Source organism: Allostella sp., assembly GCF_041913585.1.
In the GTDB taxonomy this organism is placed as follows: domain Bacteria; phylum Pseudomonadota; class Alphaproteobacteria; order ATCC43930; family Allostellaceae; genus Allostella.
On the sequence record NZ_JAYSFE010000024.1, the window covers coordinates 1 to 15,786 of the forward strand.

Below are 15,786 nucleotides of genomic sequence, written 5' to 3' on the forward strand. Positions count from 1 at the left end.
AATGTCGCGGGTGACGCGCCGCCGCCGGTCGCCGGCCCGGAACCCGGCCCCGGCCCCGAGCCGCCGCCGGAGCCGGTGTCGGAGCCGCCGCCGGAGCCGAAGCCGCCGCCGGTGCGAGCGCCGGCGCCGCCGCTCCGCGCCGGGCGGAAGCCGCTGGCATCGCCGGCCGTGCGCCGGCGGGCCCTCGAGGCGGGCGTCGACCTGGGCCACGACGATCTCGACCGGTTCCTTTCGGGCGGCGCCGAGGTCGCGCCCGGCCCGGGCCTCCGCGCGAACGAGACGGTCGAGGAGGTGAAGGTCGTCGGCCTGCGCCGGCGCATCGCCGAGCGCATGGCGCACGCCAAGCGGACCATCGCCCACATCACCTATGTCGAGGAGGTCGACGTCTCGGCGCTGGAGGACCTGCGCCAGGCCCTCAACCGCGAGCCGGTCGAGGGCCGGCCGCGCCTCACCATCCTGCCGTTCCTGGTGCGGGCGATCGTCCGCGCGGTCGCCGAGCAGCCGGCGCTCAACGCCCACTACGACGACGAGGCGGGGGTGATCCGGCGCTTCGGCGGTGTCCATGTCGGGATCGCGGCGCAGACGCCGGGCGGCCTCGTCGTGCCGGTGCTGCGCCATGCCGAGGCGCGCGACCTGTGGAACTCAGCGGCCGAGATCCAGCGCCTCGGCGACGCCGCCAAGGCGGGCACGGCGACGCGCGCGGAACTGACCGGCTCGACCATCACCATCTCGTCGCTGGGCGCGCTGGGCGGCATCGCGACGACGCCGGTGGTCAACCCGCCCGAGGTCGCCGTCGTCGGCGTCAACCGCATCCAGGTCCGGCCGCACTGGGACGGCAACGGGTTCGTGCCGCGGCGGATGATGAACCTGTCGTCGAGCTTCGATCATCGCGTCATCGACGGCTGGGACGCCGCCATCTTCGTGCAGCGCATCAAGGCGCTCCTGGAGACGCCGGCGATGATCTTCCTGTGAGGGCGCCGATGGGGGACGGGCGATGAAGGACATCTCCTGCCAGGTGCTGGTCGTCGGCGCCGGCCCCGGCGGCTATGTCGCCGCGATCCGGGCCGGGCAGCTCGGCCTCGACACCGTGATCGTCGAGGCGAAGCGGCCGGGCGGCACCTGCCTCAACGTCGGCTGCATCCCGTCGAAGGCGCTGATCCACACCGCCGACGAGTTCTTCCGCCTCGCCGAGATCGCCGCTGGCCGCCGCAGCCCCGGCATCCGCGCCGCGCCGCCCGAGTTCGACGGGGCGGCCGCGCGCGAGTGGCGCGGCGGCATCGTCAACCGCCTGACCCACGGCGTCGGCGACCTGCTGAAGCGGGCGGGGGTCAAGCTGGTCGAGGGCCATGCGCGGTTCCGCGACGGCAAGACCGTCCTTGTCGAGACCGCGACCGGGCCGCAGACGGTGCGGGCCCAGCACGTCGTGATCGCCACCGGCTCCGAGCCGGTCGCACTGCCCGGCCTGCCGTTCGGCGGCCGCGTCCTGTCCTCGACCGAGGCGCTAGCCCTGGCGGACGTGCCGGCGCGTCTGGTGGTGGTGGGCGCCGGCTATATCGGCCTCGAGCTCGGCACCGCCTTCGCCAAGCTCGGCGCTGCGGTCCAGGTGATCGAGGCCGCCGATCGCATTCTTCCCCAGTACGACGCCGAACTGACCCGCCCGGTCGCCGCGCGCCTCCGGGAACTGGGTGTGACCGTCCATCCCGGAACCCTTGCCCGGGGCCTCGTCGGCGACGACGTGCTGCTGGCGACCGGGCCGGACGGGGCCGAGCTTCGCCTGCCGGCGGATGCCGTGCTGGTCACGGTCGGGCGCCAGCCGGTCACCGAGGGCTGGGGGCGGGAGGAACTGGCCCTGACCATGAACGGCCGCCACATCGCCGTCGACGCCCAGTGCCGGACCGCGATGCGCGGCATCTGGGCGATCGGCGACGTCACCGGCGAGCCGATGCTGGCGCACCGCGCCATGGCCCAGGGCGCGATGGTGGCGGAGATCATCGCCGGCCAGCGCCGCACCTGGGACAAGGTCGCGATCCCGGCGGTCTGCTTCACCGACCCCGAGATCGTCACCGTGGGGCTCTCGGTCGAGGCGGCGCGGGAGGCCGGCATCGCGGCGAGGACCGCGCATTTCCCCTTCCGCGCGAGCGCCCGGGCGATGACCGCCGAGCACGAGGCCGGGTTCGTGCGGCTGGTCGCCCGGGCGGACAATCACCTGATCCTGGGCATGCAGACGGTCGGCGCCGGGGTCTCGGAACTCGCGGCCGCCTTTGCCCTGGCGCTGGAGATGGGCGCCCGGCTCGAGGACGTGGCGGCGACGATCCATGCCCATCCGACGCTGGGCGAGGCCATTCCGGAAGCGGCGCTCCGGGCGCTGGGACAGGCGCTGCACGTCTGACCCGACGTTCGGACGGCAGAACGGCGAGCTTGCCGGCCGGTCCGCCGCCGCGCAATGTGACCGGAGGGCGTGCTCCATCCGGCAATGCCGTACGGGCGGGCCGGGAGAGGTCTTCGATGGCGGACATCTCGCGACGCGATCTGGTCGGGCTTGCGGCGGCGATCGCGGGCGGCGTGTTCGTGTTCGACGGAGCCGAGGGAGCACCGGTCATGAGCGATCCAGAACTCGTCAGGGAACTCGACGCCGTCTTCGGCGCCCACATGGAGGCGGAACTCGCCGGCGACCTCGACCGGACGCTGGCGACGATGTCGGCCAATCCCCATCTCGTGAACATTCCCACCATGGTCGGCGGCCAGGGCGCCGCCGCGGTGCGGACGTTCTATGCCAACCGGCTGATCGGGCAGTTCTTCCCGCCGGACGTGCGGTTCGAGACCATCTCCCGCACCCACAGCCGCGAGCGCCTCGTCGACGAACTGATCATCTCCTTCACCCACACCAGCCGGATGGACTGGATGCTTCCGGGGGTGGCGCCGACGGGCAGGCATGTCGAGGTCGTCTTCGTCGTCATCGTCGGGCTGGACGGCGGCAAGGTCTCCTACGAGCACATCATGTGGGACCAAGCGAACGTCCTGGTGCAACTCGGCCTGCTCGATCCGAAGGGGCTGCCGGTGGCCGGCGCCGGCGCGGCGGCCAAGCTGCGCAATCCGGCCCTGCCGGATCCGTTCTTCCACGAAGGCTAGCGTCCCGTGCGACGGGACGACCGGTCGCGTGGGCGGCCCGCATTGTTCCGGCGGGCCGCCTCGCCTATCCTCGATCCTCGGAGCCGTGCGGGTGGCCGGACCAACGGGGGCGGGGCGCGTGAAACTGGCATTCTTCGATGATTTCCGATTGGGCGTGGTGCGCGGCGACCGGGTGGTCGACGTCACCGCCGTGGTCGCCGGCATTGCGCATGTCGGGCCGCACGACCTCATCAACGGGCTGATCGCGCGGTTCGAGGAATACCGCCCGCGCCTGGAGGCGGCAGCCGCGGCCGGCGACGGCGTGCCGCTGGCGCAGGTCCGCCTCCGGCCGCCGCTGCCCAAGCCCGGCAACATCGACTGCATGGCGGTCAACTACATGGAGGACGGCACCCGCGCCGAGCCGGCGCCGATCAACGCCTTCCAGAAGGCGCCGGGCGCGGTCATCGGCCACGGCGACACCATGGTCCTGCCCGACGTGCCGGCGACCATCTTCGAGGGCGAGGCGGAGATGGCGATCGTCATCGGCAAGCGCGCCACCAACGTCCCGCAGTCCGAAGCCATGGCCCATGTCTTCGGCTATCTCAACTTCATCGACGGCTCGGCCCGCGGGTTGCCGCCACCCAACAACGTCTTCTTCCAGATGAAGTCGCGCGACACCTTCGCGCCGATGGGCCCGTATCTCGTGACCGCCGACGAGATCGCCGACCCCCACAAGCTGCAGGTTCGCCTCACCGTCAACGGCGTGGTGAAGCAGGACTTCAACACCGACGACATGGCGCACCGGATCCCCCGCATCATCGAGTGGATCAGTTCGATCCACACGCTGGAGCCGGGCGACGTGGTGGCGACCGGCACCAACCATCGCGGGCTCAGCGCCTTCCAGGACGGCGACGTCGTCGAACTGGAGACCGAGGGCCTGGGCCGGCTTCGCATCCATGTGCGCGACGACCTGAAGCGCACCTGGGGCCGCGAGACGCGGCTCGAGCGCGAGCAGCAGGGCCACGCCACCCAGACGCCGCAACTGACGGGGAAGTATGCGCGTCCCGGCTGAATCCGGCCGGCGTCGCCGATCGCCTGCTCGCAGGGAGCGATTCTTGTGTATCCTCGACCGTCCACGCGGTGCTCGCGAATGCGAAGGGCTCGCATGACGGTTCGTCGCCACGTCGCTGTCCTGCCAGATCCCGCGCGCGCCCGGTCGGGACGGGAGAATCCGGTCCCGTGACCGTGGCTGCGCCGACACCCCGGCGCGCGCCGATCGACAACGATCGGCTGAACCTGCTCTTGGGCGCCCACGAGGATCTCGCGGCCGAGCGCGAGCCGGACGCGGTGCTGGCGACCCTCTGCCGGCTGGTGTGCATGATGGTCGACGCGCGCTGGGCCGCCGCGGTGATCCGCGATCCCGACGGACGGTCGGCACCGCGCCTGCAGTCGGCGGGCATGCCGGAGGCGACGGCGGCGGCGCTGCGGCAGCGGATCGCGGGCTGGGAGCCGTTCGACGGGGCCGCCGGGATGCGGCGGCTGGCGCCAGCGGAGGCACCGCCCGGCCTGCCGCCCTTCCGCTTCGCATCGGTGGTGCCGCTCGGCGACGGGGTGCTGCACCGCGGCTGGCTGTGTGTCGGCGACCCCGTGCTGCAGCGGCCGTTCGACGCCCAGGACGAGGCGGTGCTGGAAGACCTCTCGGCGATGGCCGGGCGGATGTTCGTGCTGGCCACCCTGCGGCGCGACGCCGAACACGCCAGCGCCGCGCTCGCCGCCGAGGTGGAGAAGCACCGGCGCGCCGAGCGACGGCTCGACATCCAGTATGCCGTGGCGGCCATTCTCGCCCATACGTCGAGCCTGGACGAGGCGGCGCCGGCGCTGATCGAGGCGATCTGCTCGCGTCTCGGCTTCGCCTTCGGCATCCTGCGCGAGATCGACCGCCGCCGGGACGTGCTGCGCGCCGCAGCGGTGTGGCACGAGCCCGACCCGCGGATCGCCGAGTTCGCCGTCGGCTCGCAGCAGCAGGATTTCGCCTTCGGGTCCGGCATCACCGGCCATGCCTGGGCGACCGGCCGGCCGGTGTGGTTCGACGAGGGCACGGCGAGCGGACTGTTCCGCCGCTCGGAAGACGCGGTGCGGGCCGGACTCCATGCCGCGGCCGCCTTCCCGATCTTCGCGAGCGGGGAGATCGTCGGCGTCCTGTCGTTCCTGGCCCGCGACAGCCGGCCCCTCGATCCCGACCTCCTGGAGATGTTCGCCGCGATCGGCAGCCAGCTCGGGCAGTTCGTCGAGCGCCGCCGGCAGGAGGCGGAGATCGAGCATCTCAATCGCCTCTATGCCGTGCTGAGCGCGGTCAACCGGCTGCTCATCCAGGCGGACAATCGCGACGCGCTGTTCGCCGGCATCTGCCGGATCGCCCACGAGCATGGCGGGTTCGGGATCGCGATCATCGCCGCCTACGATCCGGCGACGGACTTCACGCGGCCGATCGCCGGCGCCGGCGAGGATTTTTCCGCGGTCGCCTCGGGCGCGCCGCGGCCGTTCACCGCGACCCCGGCGGCCGAGCGCGGCGAGGTCGCGCGCGCGGTCATCGAGGGCCGACCCGTCTTCGAGAACGACCTCGCGGCGGCGCCGGAGCGCGGCGGCCCGCGCCGGCGCCGGGCGCTCGAAATCGGCTATGCCGCGTCCGCCGCGCTCCCGCTGCGCGCCGGCGGCCGGATCGTCGCGGTCTTCGTCCTCTTCAGCCGCGAGCGCGGCTACTTCACCGATCCGATCCGGCGGCTGCTGGCGGAGGTCGCCGACGACGTCTCCTTCGGCCTCGACCATATCGAGAACCGGGACCGGCTCGCCTATCTCGCCTCCCACGACCCGGTGACCGGCCTGCCGAACCGGGTGCTGTTCGAGGACCGGCTCGGCCAGGCGCTGATCGCCGCGGGGCGCGCCGGCACGCGCGTCGCGGCGATCTTCATCGACATCCGCCGCTTCCGCGACGTCACCGACTCGCTGGGTCGCGAGGCGGGGGAACGGATCCTCCGCGAATTCGGCCGGCGGCTCGGCGCCGTGGCGCAGAACCCGGAGAACCTGGCGCGCCTGGAAAACGACCGCTTCGCGACCTTCGTGCCCGAGGCCGGCGACGCGCTCGCCGTCGCCCGCCTGATCGAGCAGAGTTTCTCCGGCATCGTCGCCGAGGCGCGGGCGCCGGAAGGGGAGGTCCTCCACCTCACCACCATGATCGGGGTCGCCGTCTTCCCCGACGACGGCACCGACGCGGCGACGCTGACGCGCAACGGGCGTGCGGCCCTGCGCACGGCCAAGGAGACCGGGCGGCGCTACCAGTTCTACGAGCCGACCATCAACGCGCGGGTCGCCGAGACGCTGCGCATGGCCGGCCGCCTGCAGCTCGCCCGCGCGCGCGGCGAGTTCTTCCTGCACTACCAGCCCAAGGTGGCGGCCAAGGACGGCACGGTGCGGGGGGTCGAGGCGCTGATCCGCTGGAACGACGCCCGCACCGGCATGGTCGCGCCGACCGAGTTCATCCCGCTGCTGGAGGAGAGCGGGCTGATCGGCGAGGTCGGGCTCTGGGTGATGCGGCAGGCGCTGCTCGACCGCCGCAAGTGGCGCCGGCGCGACGGCCGGGCGCCGAGGGTCGCGGTCAACGTGTCGGTCATCCAGTTCCAGCTTCCCGGCTTCCTCGACGGTGTCCGGGCGCTGGCGGCGGAGTTCGCGGAGGGGCCGGTCGGCTCGGACTGCGGCCTCGACATCGAGGTCACCGAAAGCCTCATCATGAGGGACGTCGAGGGCACGATCGCCAAGCTGCAGGAACTGAAGCGGCTCGGGATCGGCATCGCCATCGACGATTTCGGCACCGGCCATTCCTCGCTGGCCTATCTCGCGCGCCTCCCCATTGCCTCGCTCAAGATCGACCGGTCGTTCGTCCGCATGATGGTCGAGAGCTCGGAAAGCATGCTCGTCATCTCGACCATCATCGCGCTCGCGCACGGGCTCGACCTCATGGTGGTCGCCGAGGGCGTCGAGACGGAGGAACAGGCGCGGCTGCTGCGCCTGATGCGCTGCGACGAGTTCCAGGGGTTCCTCTACGGCCGCCCGATGTCGGCCGACGAGATCGCGGCGGCCCTCGCGTCGGGCTGAGCGGCGTCAGTGCATGCCGCTGCTCATGCCGCGCACGAGCTGGCGGTGCAGCAGCGCGAACATCGCCAGCACCGGCACCGTCGCCAGCAGGGCCAGCGCCATCACCCGCGGCCAGTCGATGTTGTACTCGCCGATCAGCATCGCCGCGCCGACCGTGACGGTGGTGCTGTCGCCGCCGGTGAGCAGCGTGCGGGCGAAGATGAAGTCGTTCCAGGAGACGACGCCGACATAGGCGGTGACGGCGGCCATCGCCGGCCGTGCCTGCGGCAGCACCACCGACCAGAGGCCGCGCAGGCGCGAGCAGCCGTCGATCCAGGCCGCCTCCTCGATGTCGCCGGGCACCTTGTCGAAATGCTCCTTCATCATCCAGGTGGCGAGGGGCACGGCGAAGGAGAGGTTGCCGAGGACGACGGCGGCCGGGTTGTCGAGCAGGCCGGCGGCCCGCGCGAGCACGTAGAGCGGCGTCAGCAGCACCGTCGCCGGCAGCATCTTGGAGATCAGCAGGACCGCGCCCATCACCTTCACCTCGCGCCCCTGCGAGCGCGACAGCGCGTAGCCGGCCGGCACCGAGACGGCGAGCGCGACCAGGATCGAGGCGACGGTGATGCCGGTCGAGTTGGCGAGCCAGCGCAGGGCACTGGTCGTCGTCAGGACGGCCGTGTAGGCGTCGAGCGTCAGGTTGCCGGGATCGGGCAGCAGCCGCGGCGGCCAGGTCAGGACGGCGTTGGCGCGGCTGAGCGAGGTCAGCCCCATCCAGTAGAGCGGCAGCAGCGCGAACAGCGTCGCGGCGACGATGCCGGCCCATTGCAGGCCGGCCAGGGCGCGCCGTCTCACAGGTCCGCCCTCCGCCGGGTCGCGCGCAGGAAGAGCAGCGTCGTCGCCACCGCGATCGCCAGCGTCAGCGTCCCGAGCGCGGCGCCGCGGCCGGGCGAGAGGAACTGGAAGGTCTCGGTATAGACGCGCACCGCCAGCGTCTCGGTCGAGCGGGCGGGCCCGCCGCCCGTCATCACGAGCACCGACTCGACGTTGCGGAAGGCCGACAGCAGGCCGAGGAAGATGGTGACGCGCAGGAAGCCGCGCAGTCCCGGCAGCGTGATCGCGAGGAAGCGGCGGACCGCGCCGGCCCCGTCCATCATCGCCGCCTCGTACTGCGACCACGGGATCGACTGCAGCCCGGCCAGCAGCATGATCGTGAAGAAGGGATAGGCCTTCCAGGCGGTCGCGAAGGTGACGGCCCAGATGGCGACGTCCGGCGAGGTCAGGAACGGCACCGGCCGGGACACGAGGCCGGCCGCCAGGAGGAGATAGTTCACCAGCCCGAACTGGTCGTTCAGCAGGAACATCCAGATCAGGCTGGCGATCGCCGGGGCGACGCTCCACGGGCTGACCACGACCGCCTCGAACCAGGAGGCGCCGGCGAGCTTGAGGTCGGCCAGGAGCGCCGTCGCCAGCCCCAGCACCAACGCGATGGCGGTGCCGGCGAAGACGAAGACGGCGGTCGCCCACAGGCTCGGCACGAAGCCCGGATGGCCGAGCGCCGCCTCGTAGTTGGCGAGCGTCGCCGGCTTGGCGATCGGCCGCATCAGTTCGGCCAGCCGGAGCTCGTAGAAGCTGATCTGCACCAGCTTGGCGATCGGCCAGGCGACCAGCGCCCCGGTGCAGAGGATCGCCGGCAGCATCAGCAGCACCAGCAGCAGGCGCGTCCGCGCCGGCCCGCCGAAGCGGGGCCGGCGCAGTCGCCGCGTCGCCGGCGCCGCGGCCGGGAGCGTGATCAAGGGCCTATTCCAGGCCCTTGATCTCACGCTTCAGGCCGGCCGCGATCTGCCGCGCGGCGGCGTCCGGCGCGAGGCGGCCGGCGACCATCGCCGTCATGCCCTCGGTGAAGATGCTGCTGAAGCGGTTGTAGTCGTTCTCGAAGCCGATCGGCAGGTGCGAGCGCGACGGCCGGCTGGCGCTCGCCTCGAAGAGCGGCAGGGTCGGCCACTTCTCGCGCGCCTCGGCATCGACGCTGCCGACGCGGCCCGGCGGATTGCCGGTCATCACCGCGTAGCGGCGCTGCCAGTCCGGGCTGGCGGCGAGTTCGATGAACTTCCAGACCAGCGCCTTGCGCTCGGCCGGAATGTCCTTCGGCATCGCCAGCGCATTGCTCGGGCCGCCGGCGAGGTTGGGGAAGGGCAGGGCGGCGACGCGCCATTGTCCCTTCACCGCCTCGGCTGCCCGGGCGGCGTAGCCGGGGGCCCAGCTGCCGTCGATGTACATGGCGGCGTTGCCCTGCCAGAAGAGCTGGCGCATCGGGTTGTTGTCGAGGCCCGTCGGGGTGACGCCGGCCTTCACGTATTCCTGGATGCGGCCCAGCGTCCGGGCGATCTCGGCCACGTCGTCGAGCTTGCGGTCGGTGACGATGTCGCGGTCGCGGCCGTTGTGGAAGTGCATGAAGGTCATGAACCCCCAGGTCGAGGACGAGGTGTTGAGCGCCATGCCGTACTGGTCCATGCGGCCGTCGCCGTCACGGTCGCGCGTCAGCTTCTTCGCGGCCTCGAACAGTTCGGGTTCGGTGGTCGGCACGGTAACGCCGGCCGCCTTCAGCATCGCCTCGTTGTAGACGAGCCCCCAGCCGTAGTTGAGGAGGACGAGGCCGTAGGTCTTGCCGCCCACCGCCAGCGACGCCTGCGACGGCACCCAGGACTTCTTGATGTCGGTCTTGTCCATCCACAGGTCGAGCGGCTCCAGCACGCCCTCGTCGGCGAAGCCCCAGACGAAGCGCGCCGTCATGTGGACGATGTCGGGCGGGTTGCCGGCGGCGAAGCGCGTCGTCAGCATCCGGTGGTGGTCGTTGGAGGGCGCGTTCGTCAGCTTGATGCGGACGCCTGGATTGGCCGTCTGGTAGGCGTCGACCAGCCCGCGCCACCAGGGTCCGAAGCTCTCCTCGAGCTGATAGGTCGGGAAGTCGAGGACGGTCTCGGCGGCGGCCGGCCCGGCCACAGTGGCGGAGACGGCGAGGACGAAGGCGGCGGTGGTGCGGCGCATGTCGAAACCCTATTCGCTGGGGTGGATGGCGAGCCCGTGCCTGCTGGCGGCGGCGGCGAGCGCGTCACCGCCGCCGGTCAGCGTCGAGCCGGAAAGGTCGAGGCCGAGTTCGCGTTCGGCCTTGGGAAAGAGGTCGTCGGCGGTCGGGGCGCCTTCCGCCGGCAGGCGGGCATGGACCGCGGGATCGAGGTCGCCCGCGACGACGAAATAGGCGGCGTCGAGTTCCAGGGCGGCGGCGCGGACCGACCGGGCGACGGCGTCGGCCAACGTCTGGATCGCCCGCCAGCCGAGCCGATCGGGCTGCCAGGCGACGACGACGACGGGACGCCGGCCCGCGTCCGCGGCCCGGCGCAGCAGCGGGATGCCGGTGCCGAGCACCTCGGGGGCCTCGGGCGAGGCGATCAGGCGGTCGAGCGCAACGAACGCGGCGGCGCGCGGCCGCCGGTCGGCGGCCGTCCCGATCGCCGCCGTCTCGACCCGCGTTCCGTCGCCGTCGATGGTGACCATGCGGTAGCGGTGCGGCCACTCGCAGAAGGTCGGGCAGACGGAATAGGTGGTGCCGGCCACCGTCAGCGCCGGCTCGCCCTGGTGCCAGTGGCCGCTGAGCACGGCCCGCACCCGGCCGGAGCGCTCGATGGCGGCGGCGAGATCGGCCGCCTCGCGGTACATCAGGGGATAGCGGTAGGCGACGTCCGGCCGGATCAGATAGTGCTGGAGATGGACCTGCGGCGCCGGGTCGCCGTCGTCGAGCAGGGCGAGGAACCGGTCGCGGCTGGCGCCCCGGCGTTCGGCCCGGTTGTCCGCCACCTCCCAATCCTCGAAGCCGACGACGCGGACCCCATTGACCCGCATCTCGGCTGGCCGGTCGATGCCGAAGACCGTCGCGAAGGCGTCGGCGCGGTCGTGGTTGCCGGGGATGACGTGCCAGCGGCAGGGCAGCGCGTCGAGCCAGCGGCGCAGCAGGCGGTAGTCGGCGACGGCCTCGGCCATCGTCTCGGGATGATGGGCCGGGTCGCCATGGAGCAGCGGGTGGGGCACGTCGACGAGGTCGCCGGTCAGCACCAGCAGGTCGGGCCGGCGGGCGGCGACGACGTCCGCGAGGCGTTCGAGGAGCTCCGGGACCTCGCGCGACCGGCGGACGGCATGTCCGCTGCTGCCGGGCAGGCTGCGCCGGAGATGCAGGTCGGTGGCGTGGAGGATCGTGATGCGGGCGGACAAGGGTTCTTCCCGGACGGGGGCGCGGGCGGCGCCGGGCGCCCGATTCGTGCGGCAACGGAGCGGCTGGGCGGCCACCGGGGATGCCGGCGGCCTCTGATCGCCCGATCCATTAGCCGGCTTCGATGACGGGTCGACGACGGTTCCGTGACCGATCCGCGTCAGCCGCCGTCCGCTGCGTTGACAGGCCCGTCCCCTTGTGGCGCCTTGCTCGCCCCCGGGCGGCGACAGGAAGGCGGCGGAGGATGGACATCGGCAGGATTCGGGCGGAGACGCCCGCGACGGCGCGGCGCGCCTACATGCACAATGCGGGGGCGGCGCTGATGCCGGTGCCGGTGGTCGAGGCGGTGAAGGCGCATGTCGACCTCGAGGCCGAGATCGGCGGCTACCACGCGGCCGCCGAAGAACACGGCCGGATCGAGGCGGTCTACGATTCGGTGGCCCGCCTCCTCAATGCCCACCGGGACGAGATCGCGCTGGTCGAGAACGCGACGGTCGCCTGGCAGATGGCCTTCTATTCGCTGACGTTCGGGCCGGGCGACCGCATCCTGACGGCGGAGGCGGAGTATGCCGCCAACTACGTCGCCTTTCTCCAGGTCGCCCGGCGCACCGGTGCGGTGATCGAGGTGGTGCCGTCGGACGGCACGGGCGCCCTCGACGTGGCGGCGCTGGAGCGCATGGTCGACGACCGGGTGAAGCTGATCGCCATCACCTGGGTTCCGACCAACGGCGGTCTCGTGAACCCGGCCGAGGCGGTCGGCCGGGTCGCCCGCGCGCACGGCATTCCCTACCTGCTCGACGCCTGTCAGGCGGTCGGGCAGATGCCGGTCGACGTCGCGGCGATCGGCTGCGACATGCTGTCGGCGACCGGCCGCAAGTTCCTGCGCGGCCCGCGCGGCACCGGCTTCCTCTATGTCCGCCGGCCGCTGCTGGAGCGGCTGGAGCCGCCGATGATCGACCACTACGCCGCGCCCTGGGTCGCGCGCGACCGCTACGAACTGCGCCCGGACGCCCGCCGGTTCGAGAACTGGGAGAACAACTACGCCGCCCGCCTCGGCATGGGAGTGGCGGTCGACTACGCGCTGGCCCTGGGGCTCGATGCCATCCGCGACCGCTGCCGGCTGCTCGCCGGTCGGCTGCGGGCCGGCCTCGCCGAGGTGCCGGGCGCCGTCGTCCGCGACCTCGGCCGCGACCCGTCCGCCATCGTCAGCTTCACCGTCGAGGGCCGCGATGCCGACGCCGTCGTCGCCGGCGCGCTGGCGCAGGGCATCACCATCGGCGCCTCGAAGCCGCCCAGCACGCGCATCGACGCCGAGCGCCGCCACCTGCCGCCCGTCGTCCGCGCCTCGCCGCACTATTACAACACGGAGGCGGAGGTCGACCGCCTGCTGGCATTCGTCCGGTCCGTCGCCCGCGACTAGACGGACGGCCGGAGCGGCGGCAGCCCGTGATGCTGCCGGGCGATGCGGCAGGCGTCGTCGCCCGGCCCGCAGTCGCGGCAGACGAGCGGCCGGTCGGCGTAGATCCGGCAGCGGGTGGCGCTGCCGACCACTCCGTCGAGCGCCGCGCAGCGTGCGCCGTCGCAGCGCATTCCGCCGCGCGAGGCGGCGACGAGGTCGTCGGGGATGCGCGCCAGTTCCGCCTCGCTCTCGAGCGAGAAACGCGGCCAGTCCGACGAATAGGCGCAGCAGGCGCCGCAGGCCTGGCAGAGGGCCGAAGCATCGGCCTCCTCCGGGACCGCCACGTCCGGAGGCGTCGCCATCGGCTATTCGCCGACGAGGCGGCGCACGATGGGCTTCAGCGCCCGGCCGATCGGGCTGCGCGTCAGGCGCCGGGTGATGTCGGACTGGCGGATGACGTGGATGAGCCGCCGCGCCGTCCGAAAGACCGTGACCGGCGTTCCGAACATCTCCGTCCGGCGGACGAAGTAGCGCTGCGGCACGGTCGCCTCCAGCATCGTCCGATAGGCCTCGCCGCGGCCGGGGCGGGCGAGCAGCAGCTTGTTGTCGCCGATGGCGAAGGGCACGAGGCGGCCGCCATCGACCAGCCGGTGCTGGCACATGCCCTGCGAGACCTCCGGGAACTCCTCGTTGAAGTAGTCGTCGAGCACCGCGACGCCGTCCTCGACGAGGCCGGCGTCGGCAATCGCGAGGTCGTTGGCGGTGATGAGCGCGGTGTGTCCGCCGTCGACGCTGAAGAGCCGCGCCGCCTGGCCGACCTGGCGCTCGATGTCGGGCCAGCGCACGTCGAGCGAACTGCCGCGCAGCACCGCCACCCGGTCCTCGGCGATGGCGAAGCGGGCGAGGTTGGCCCGGAACCGGGCCTCGTCGCCCTCGCCGGAGAGGTCGACGTTGAGTTCCTGCTCACCGAAGATGTCGACGGCGAAGGCGCGTTCGCCGGCGCCGAGGCCGAGCGCCATCAGGATGAAGAGCCGGCCGTGGTGGACGCCGATCTCGCCGACGGCGCCGGTGACGCCGCGTCCGCTCTGGGCCGCCGACACCAGCCCGATCAGTTCCGCGTCGAGCCGGGAAAGCCAGCCGTCGACCGACTTCTGGCCGCTCGCGGCATAGCGGGCGACCGGCTCGGGCAGGGCGGGCATGGACGGGACGGACATCTCGGGCTCCCGAGGGCGGATGGCACCCGCCACCATATCGGGCCGGGATGCGGGCGTCATATCGAATTGACCCGCGGGCCGCCAAGGGGTATCTCCAGCCGCACAGAACGACATTTCGGGGGACGGGGCCGCTGGCCCGGGTCCGGGATTGCGCGGGCCGGCCGATGCCGATCCGCGCCGGGCGCCGCTTGGTGCGGCGGACCGAAGGCGTCGTCCTTCCCGCCGGGCGTGGCCCGGTCCCGATGCATGGCCGCCGGCGCGAATCGCCGCCGGGCGCCGAGAAAGGTTTCGTCTACCCGTGGCATTCCCCCCGACCAGCGCGCCCCTGGCGCAGGCACTCGCCGTGCGCGGCTATCTCGATCCGACGGCCGTCCAGAGCGCCGTCCTGCAGCCCGAAGCCCTGGACCGCGATCTCCTCGTCTCCGCCCAGACCGGCTCCGGCAAGACGGTCGCCTACGGCCTCGCGCTGGCGGCGACCCTGCTCGGCGACGCGGCGCGTCTCGGTCCCGCCGGCCGGCCGCTGGCGCTGGTCGTCGCGCCGACCCGTGAGCTTGCATTGCAGGTCCACCGCGAGCTGACCTGGCTCTATGGCGAGGCCGGTGCGACGGTCGCGTCCTGCGTCGGCGGCATGGACCCGGGCGCCGAGCGGCGCTGGCTGCATGCCGGTGTCCACATCGTCGTCGGCACGCCCGGCCGCCTGCGCGACCATGTCGAGCGCGGCGTCCTCGACCTCTCCGGCCTCCGGGCCGTCGTCCTCGACGAGGCCGACGAGATGCTCGACCTCGGGTTCCGCGAAGACCTGGAATTCCTCCTCGACGCGGCCCCCGACGAACGGCGGACGCTGCTCTTCTCGGCGACGCTGCCGCCCGACATCGTGAAGCTCGCCGGCCGCTACCAGCGCGACGCGCACCGGATCTCGGTCGCCGGCGCCGCGCGCGGCCATGCGGACATCGAGTATCGCTGCGTGCGGGTCCATCCGCGCGCGGTCGAACTCGCCGTGGTCAACGTCCTGCGCTTCGTCGAAGCGCCGAGCGCCATCGTCTTCTGCAACACCCGCGAGGCCGTCCGGCACCTGCTGGCGATCCTGCTCGAGCGCGGCTTCGCCGCAGTCTCGCTGTCGGGCGAACTCAGCCAGAACGAGCGCAACCATGCGCTCCAGGCGCTGCGCGACGGGCGCGCCCGGGTCTGCGTCGCGACCGACGTCGCCGCCCGCGGCATCGACCTGCCGAACCTCGGCCTCGTCGTCCATGCCGAACTGCCGCACGATCCCGAGGTGCTCCAGCACCGCAGCGGCCGCACCGGCCGGGCCGGCCGAAAGGGCGTCAGCGTCCTGATGGTGCCGACGACGCGCCGGCGCCGGGCCGAACTGCTGCTCTCGGCCGCCCGGGTGAACGCCACCTGGGGCGGCCCGCCGACCGCCGACGACGTCCGCGGCCTCGACCGCGAGCGGATGCTGGCCGACCCGCTGCTGGTCGAGCCGGCCGGCGAGGAGGATCTCGGCATTGCGCGGGCGCTGCTCGCCGAACGCTCGGCCGAGGACGTGGCGGCGGCGCTGGTCCGGCTGTGGCGGGCGCGCCTGCCGGCGCCGGAGGAGGTCTCCGATCCCGGCGTCGAGCGGCCGGCCCGGGAGCGTCCGGCCGGGGAGCGCCGGTTCGGCGAGCGCCAAGTCGGCG

General features: G+C 72.7%; 13 protein-coding genes. 7 read left to right on the plus strand and 6 right to left on the minus strand.

Annotated features, from left to right (window positions below; genetic code table 11):
• From ACE3Q3_RS06755 to ACE3Q3_RS06775, 5 genes are all read left to right on the plus strand, one after another.
• The coding region (locus ACE3Q3_RS06755) for a dihydrolipoamide acetyltransferase family protein (RefSeq protein ID WP_374443807.1) at window positions 1-972 on the plus strand (972 nt) is incomplete at its 5' end.
• 22 nt (window positions 973-994) lie between these two features.
• Window positions 995-2,389 (plus strand): dihydrolipoyl dehydrogenase, encoded by a 1,395-nt coding sequence (gene lpdA / locus ACE3Q3_RS06760; protein ID WP_374443809.1) that lies wholly within the window; start codon window positions 995-997, stop codon window positions 2,387-2,389.
• A 116-nt stretch (window positions 2,390-2,505) separates the two neighbouring features.
• Window positions 2,506-3,129 carry a hypothetical protein gene (locus tag ACE3Q3_RS06765; RefSeq protein ID WP_374443811.1) on the plus strand — a complete coding sequence of 208 codons (624 nt, stop codon included), beginning with the start codon at window positions 2,506-2,508 and terminating at the stop codon, window positions 3,127-3,129.
• Window positions 3,130-3,247: 118 nt separating this feature from the next.
• The gene (locus tag ACE3Q3_RS06770) at window positions 3,248-4,180 is read left to right on the plus strand and encodes a fumarylacetoacetate hydrolase family protein (protein ID WP_374443813.1); all 933 of its coding nucleotides are present in this window, start codon (window positions 3,248-3,250) and stop codon (window positions 4,178-4,180) included.
• A gap of 167 nt (window positions 4,181-4,347) precedes the next feature.
• The gene (locus ACE3Q3_RS06775; RefSeq protein WP_374443815.1) at window positions 4,348-7,257 is read left to right on the plus strand and encodes an EAL domain-containing protein; all 2,910 of its coding nucleotides are present in this window, start codon (window positions 4,348-4,350) and stop codon (window positions 7,255-7,257) included.
• A 6-nt stretch (window positions 7,258-7,263) separates the two neighbouring features.
• On the opposite strand, the gene ACE3Q3_RS06780 is transcribed toward ACE3Q3_RS06775, so the two are convergent.
• Genes ACE3Q3_RS06780 through ACE3Q3_RS06795 form a run of 4 tightly spaced genes read right to left on the minus strand, consistent with a single transcriptional unit; the run spans window position 7,264 to window position 11,502 of the window.
• Window positions 7,264-8,091, minus strand: coding sequence for a carbohydrate ABC transporter permease (locus ACE3Q3_RS06780; protein WP_374443818.1), 828 nt, complete (start codon window positions 8,089-8,091; stop codon window positions 7,264-7,266).
• Window positions 8,088-9,032 carry a carbohydrate ABC transporter permease gene (locus ACE3Q3_RS06785; RefSeq protein ID WP_374443819.1) on the minus strand — a complete coding sequence of 315 codons (945 nt, stop codon included), beginning with the start codon at window positions 9,030-9,032 and terminating at the stop codon, window positions 8,088-8,090. Before ACE3Q3_RS06785 ends, ACE3Q3_RS06780 begins: the two co-directional genes overlap by 4 nt.
• A 4-nt stretch (window positions 9,033-9,036) precedes the next feature.
• Window positions 9,037-10,284, minus strand: coding sequence for an ABC transporter substrate-binding protein (locus tag ACE3Q3_RS06790; RefSeq protein ID WP_374443821.1), 1,248 nt, complete (start codon window positions 10,282-10,284; stop codon window positions 9,037-9,039).
• Window positions 10,285-10,293: 9 nt separating this feature from the next.
• Window positions 10,294-11,502 carry a metallophosphoesterase gene (locus ACE3Q3_RS06795; protein ID WP_374443823.1) on the minus strand — a complete coding sequence of 403 codons (1,209 nt, stop codon included), beginning with the start codon at window positions 11,500-11,502 and terminating at the stop codon, window positions 10,294-10,296.
• Between the two features lie 242 nt (window positions 11,503-11,744).
• On the opposite strand from ACE3Q3_RS06795, the gene ACE3Q3_RS06800 reads away from it, so the two are divergent.
• Complete coding sequence (locus tag ACE3Q3_RS06800) at window positions 11,745-12,920, plus strand: aminotransferase class V-fold PLP-dependent enzyme (protein WP_374443825.1); 1,176 nt, start codon at window positions 11,745-11,747, stop codon at window positions 12,918-12,920.
• Here the strand turns inward: ACE3Q3_RS06800 and ACE3Q3_RS06805 are convergent.
• Both ACE3Q3_RS06805 and ACE3Q3_RS06810 read right to left on the minus strand, forming a co-directional pair.
• Window positions 12,917-13,261, minus strand: coding sequence for a YkgJ family cysteine cluster protein (locus ACE3Q3_RS06805; protein WP_374443827.1), 345 nt, complete (start codon window positions 13,259-13,261; stop codon window positions 12,917-12,919). The two genes, ACE3Q3_RS06800 and ACE3Q3_RS06805, sit on opposite strands and share 4 nt — an antisense overlap.
• A 3-nt stretch (window positions 13,262-13,264) precedes the next feature.
• Window positions 13,265-14,113, minus strand: a complete 849-nt coding sequence (locus ACE3Q3_RS06810) for a class I SAM-dependent methyltransferase (RefSeq protein WP_374443831.1) — start codon at window positions 14,111-14,113, stop codon at window positions 13,265-13,267.
• Between the two features lie 298 nt (window positions 14,114-14,411).
• On the opposite strand from ACE3Q3_RS06810, the gene ACE3Q3_RS06815 reads away from it, so the two are divergent.
• Window positions 14,412-15,786 (plus strand): DEAD/DEAH box helicase (locus ACE3Q3_RS06815; RefSeq protein ID WP_374443833.1); only part of this gene is annotated, 1,375 nt, incomplete at its 3' end.

Coding starts and splice junctions, on each gene's coding strand:
- ACE3Q3_RS06805 (WP_374443827.1), bottom strand. CDS start 13,261: ATGGCGACGCCTCCGGACGTGGCGGTCCCGGAGGAGGCCGATGCTTCG.
- ACE3Q3_RS06765 (WP_374443811.1), top strand. CDS start 2,506: ATGGCGGACATCTCGCGACGCGATCTGGTCGGGCTTGCGGCGGCGATC.
- ACE3Q3_RS06800 (WP_374443825.1), top strand. CDS start 11,745: ATGGACATCGGCAGGATTCGGGCGGAGACGCCCGCGACGGCGCGGCGC.
- lpdA (WP_374443809.1), top strand. CDS start 995: ATGAAGGACATCTCCTGCCAGGTGCTGGTCGTCGGCGCCGGCCCCGGC.
- ACE3Q3_RS06790 (WP_374443821.1), bottom strand. CDS start 10,284: ATGCGCCGCACCACCGCCGCCTTCGTCCTCGCCGTCTCCGCCACTGTG.
- ACE3Q3_RS06810 (WP_374443831.1), bottom strand. CDS start 14,113: ATGTCCGTCCCGTCCATGCCCGCCCTGCCCGAGCCGGTCGCCCGCTAT.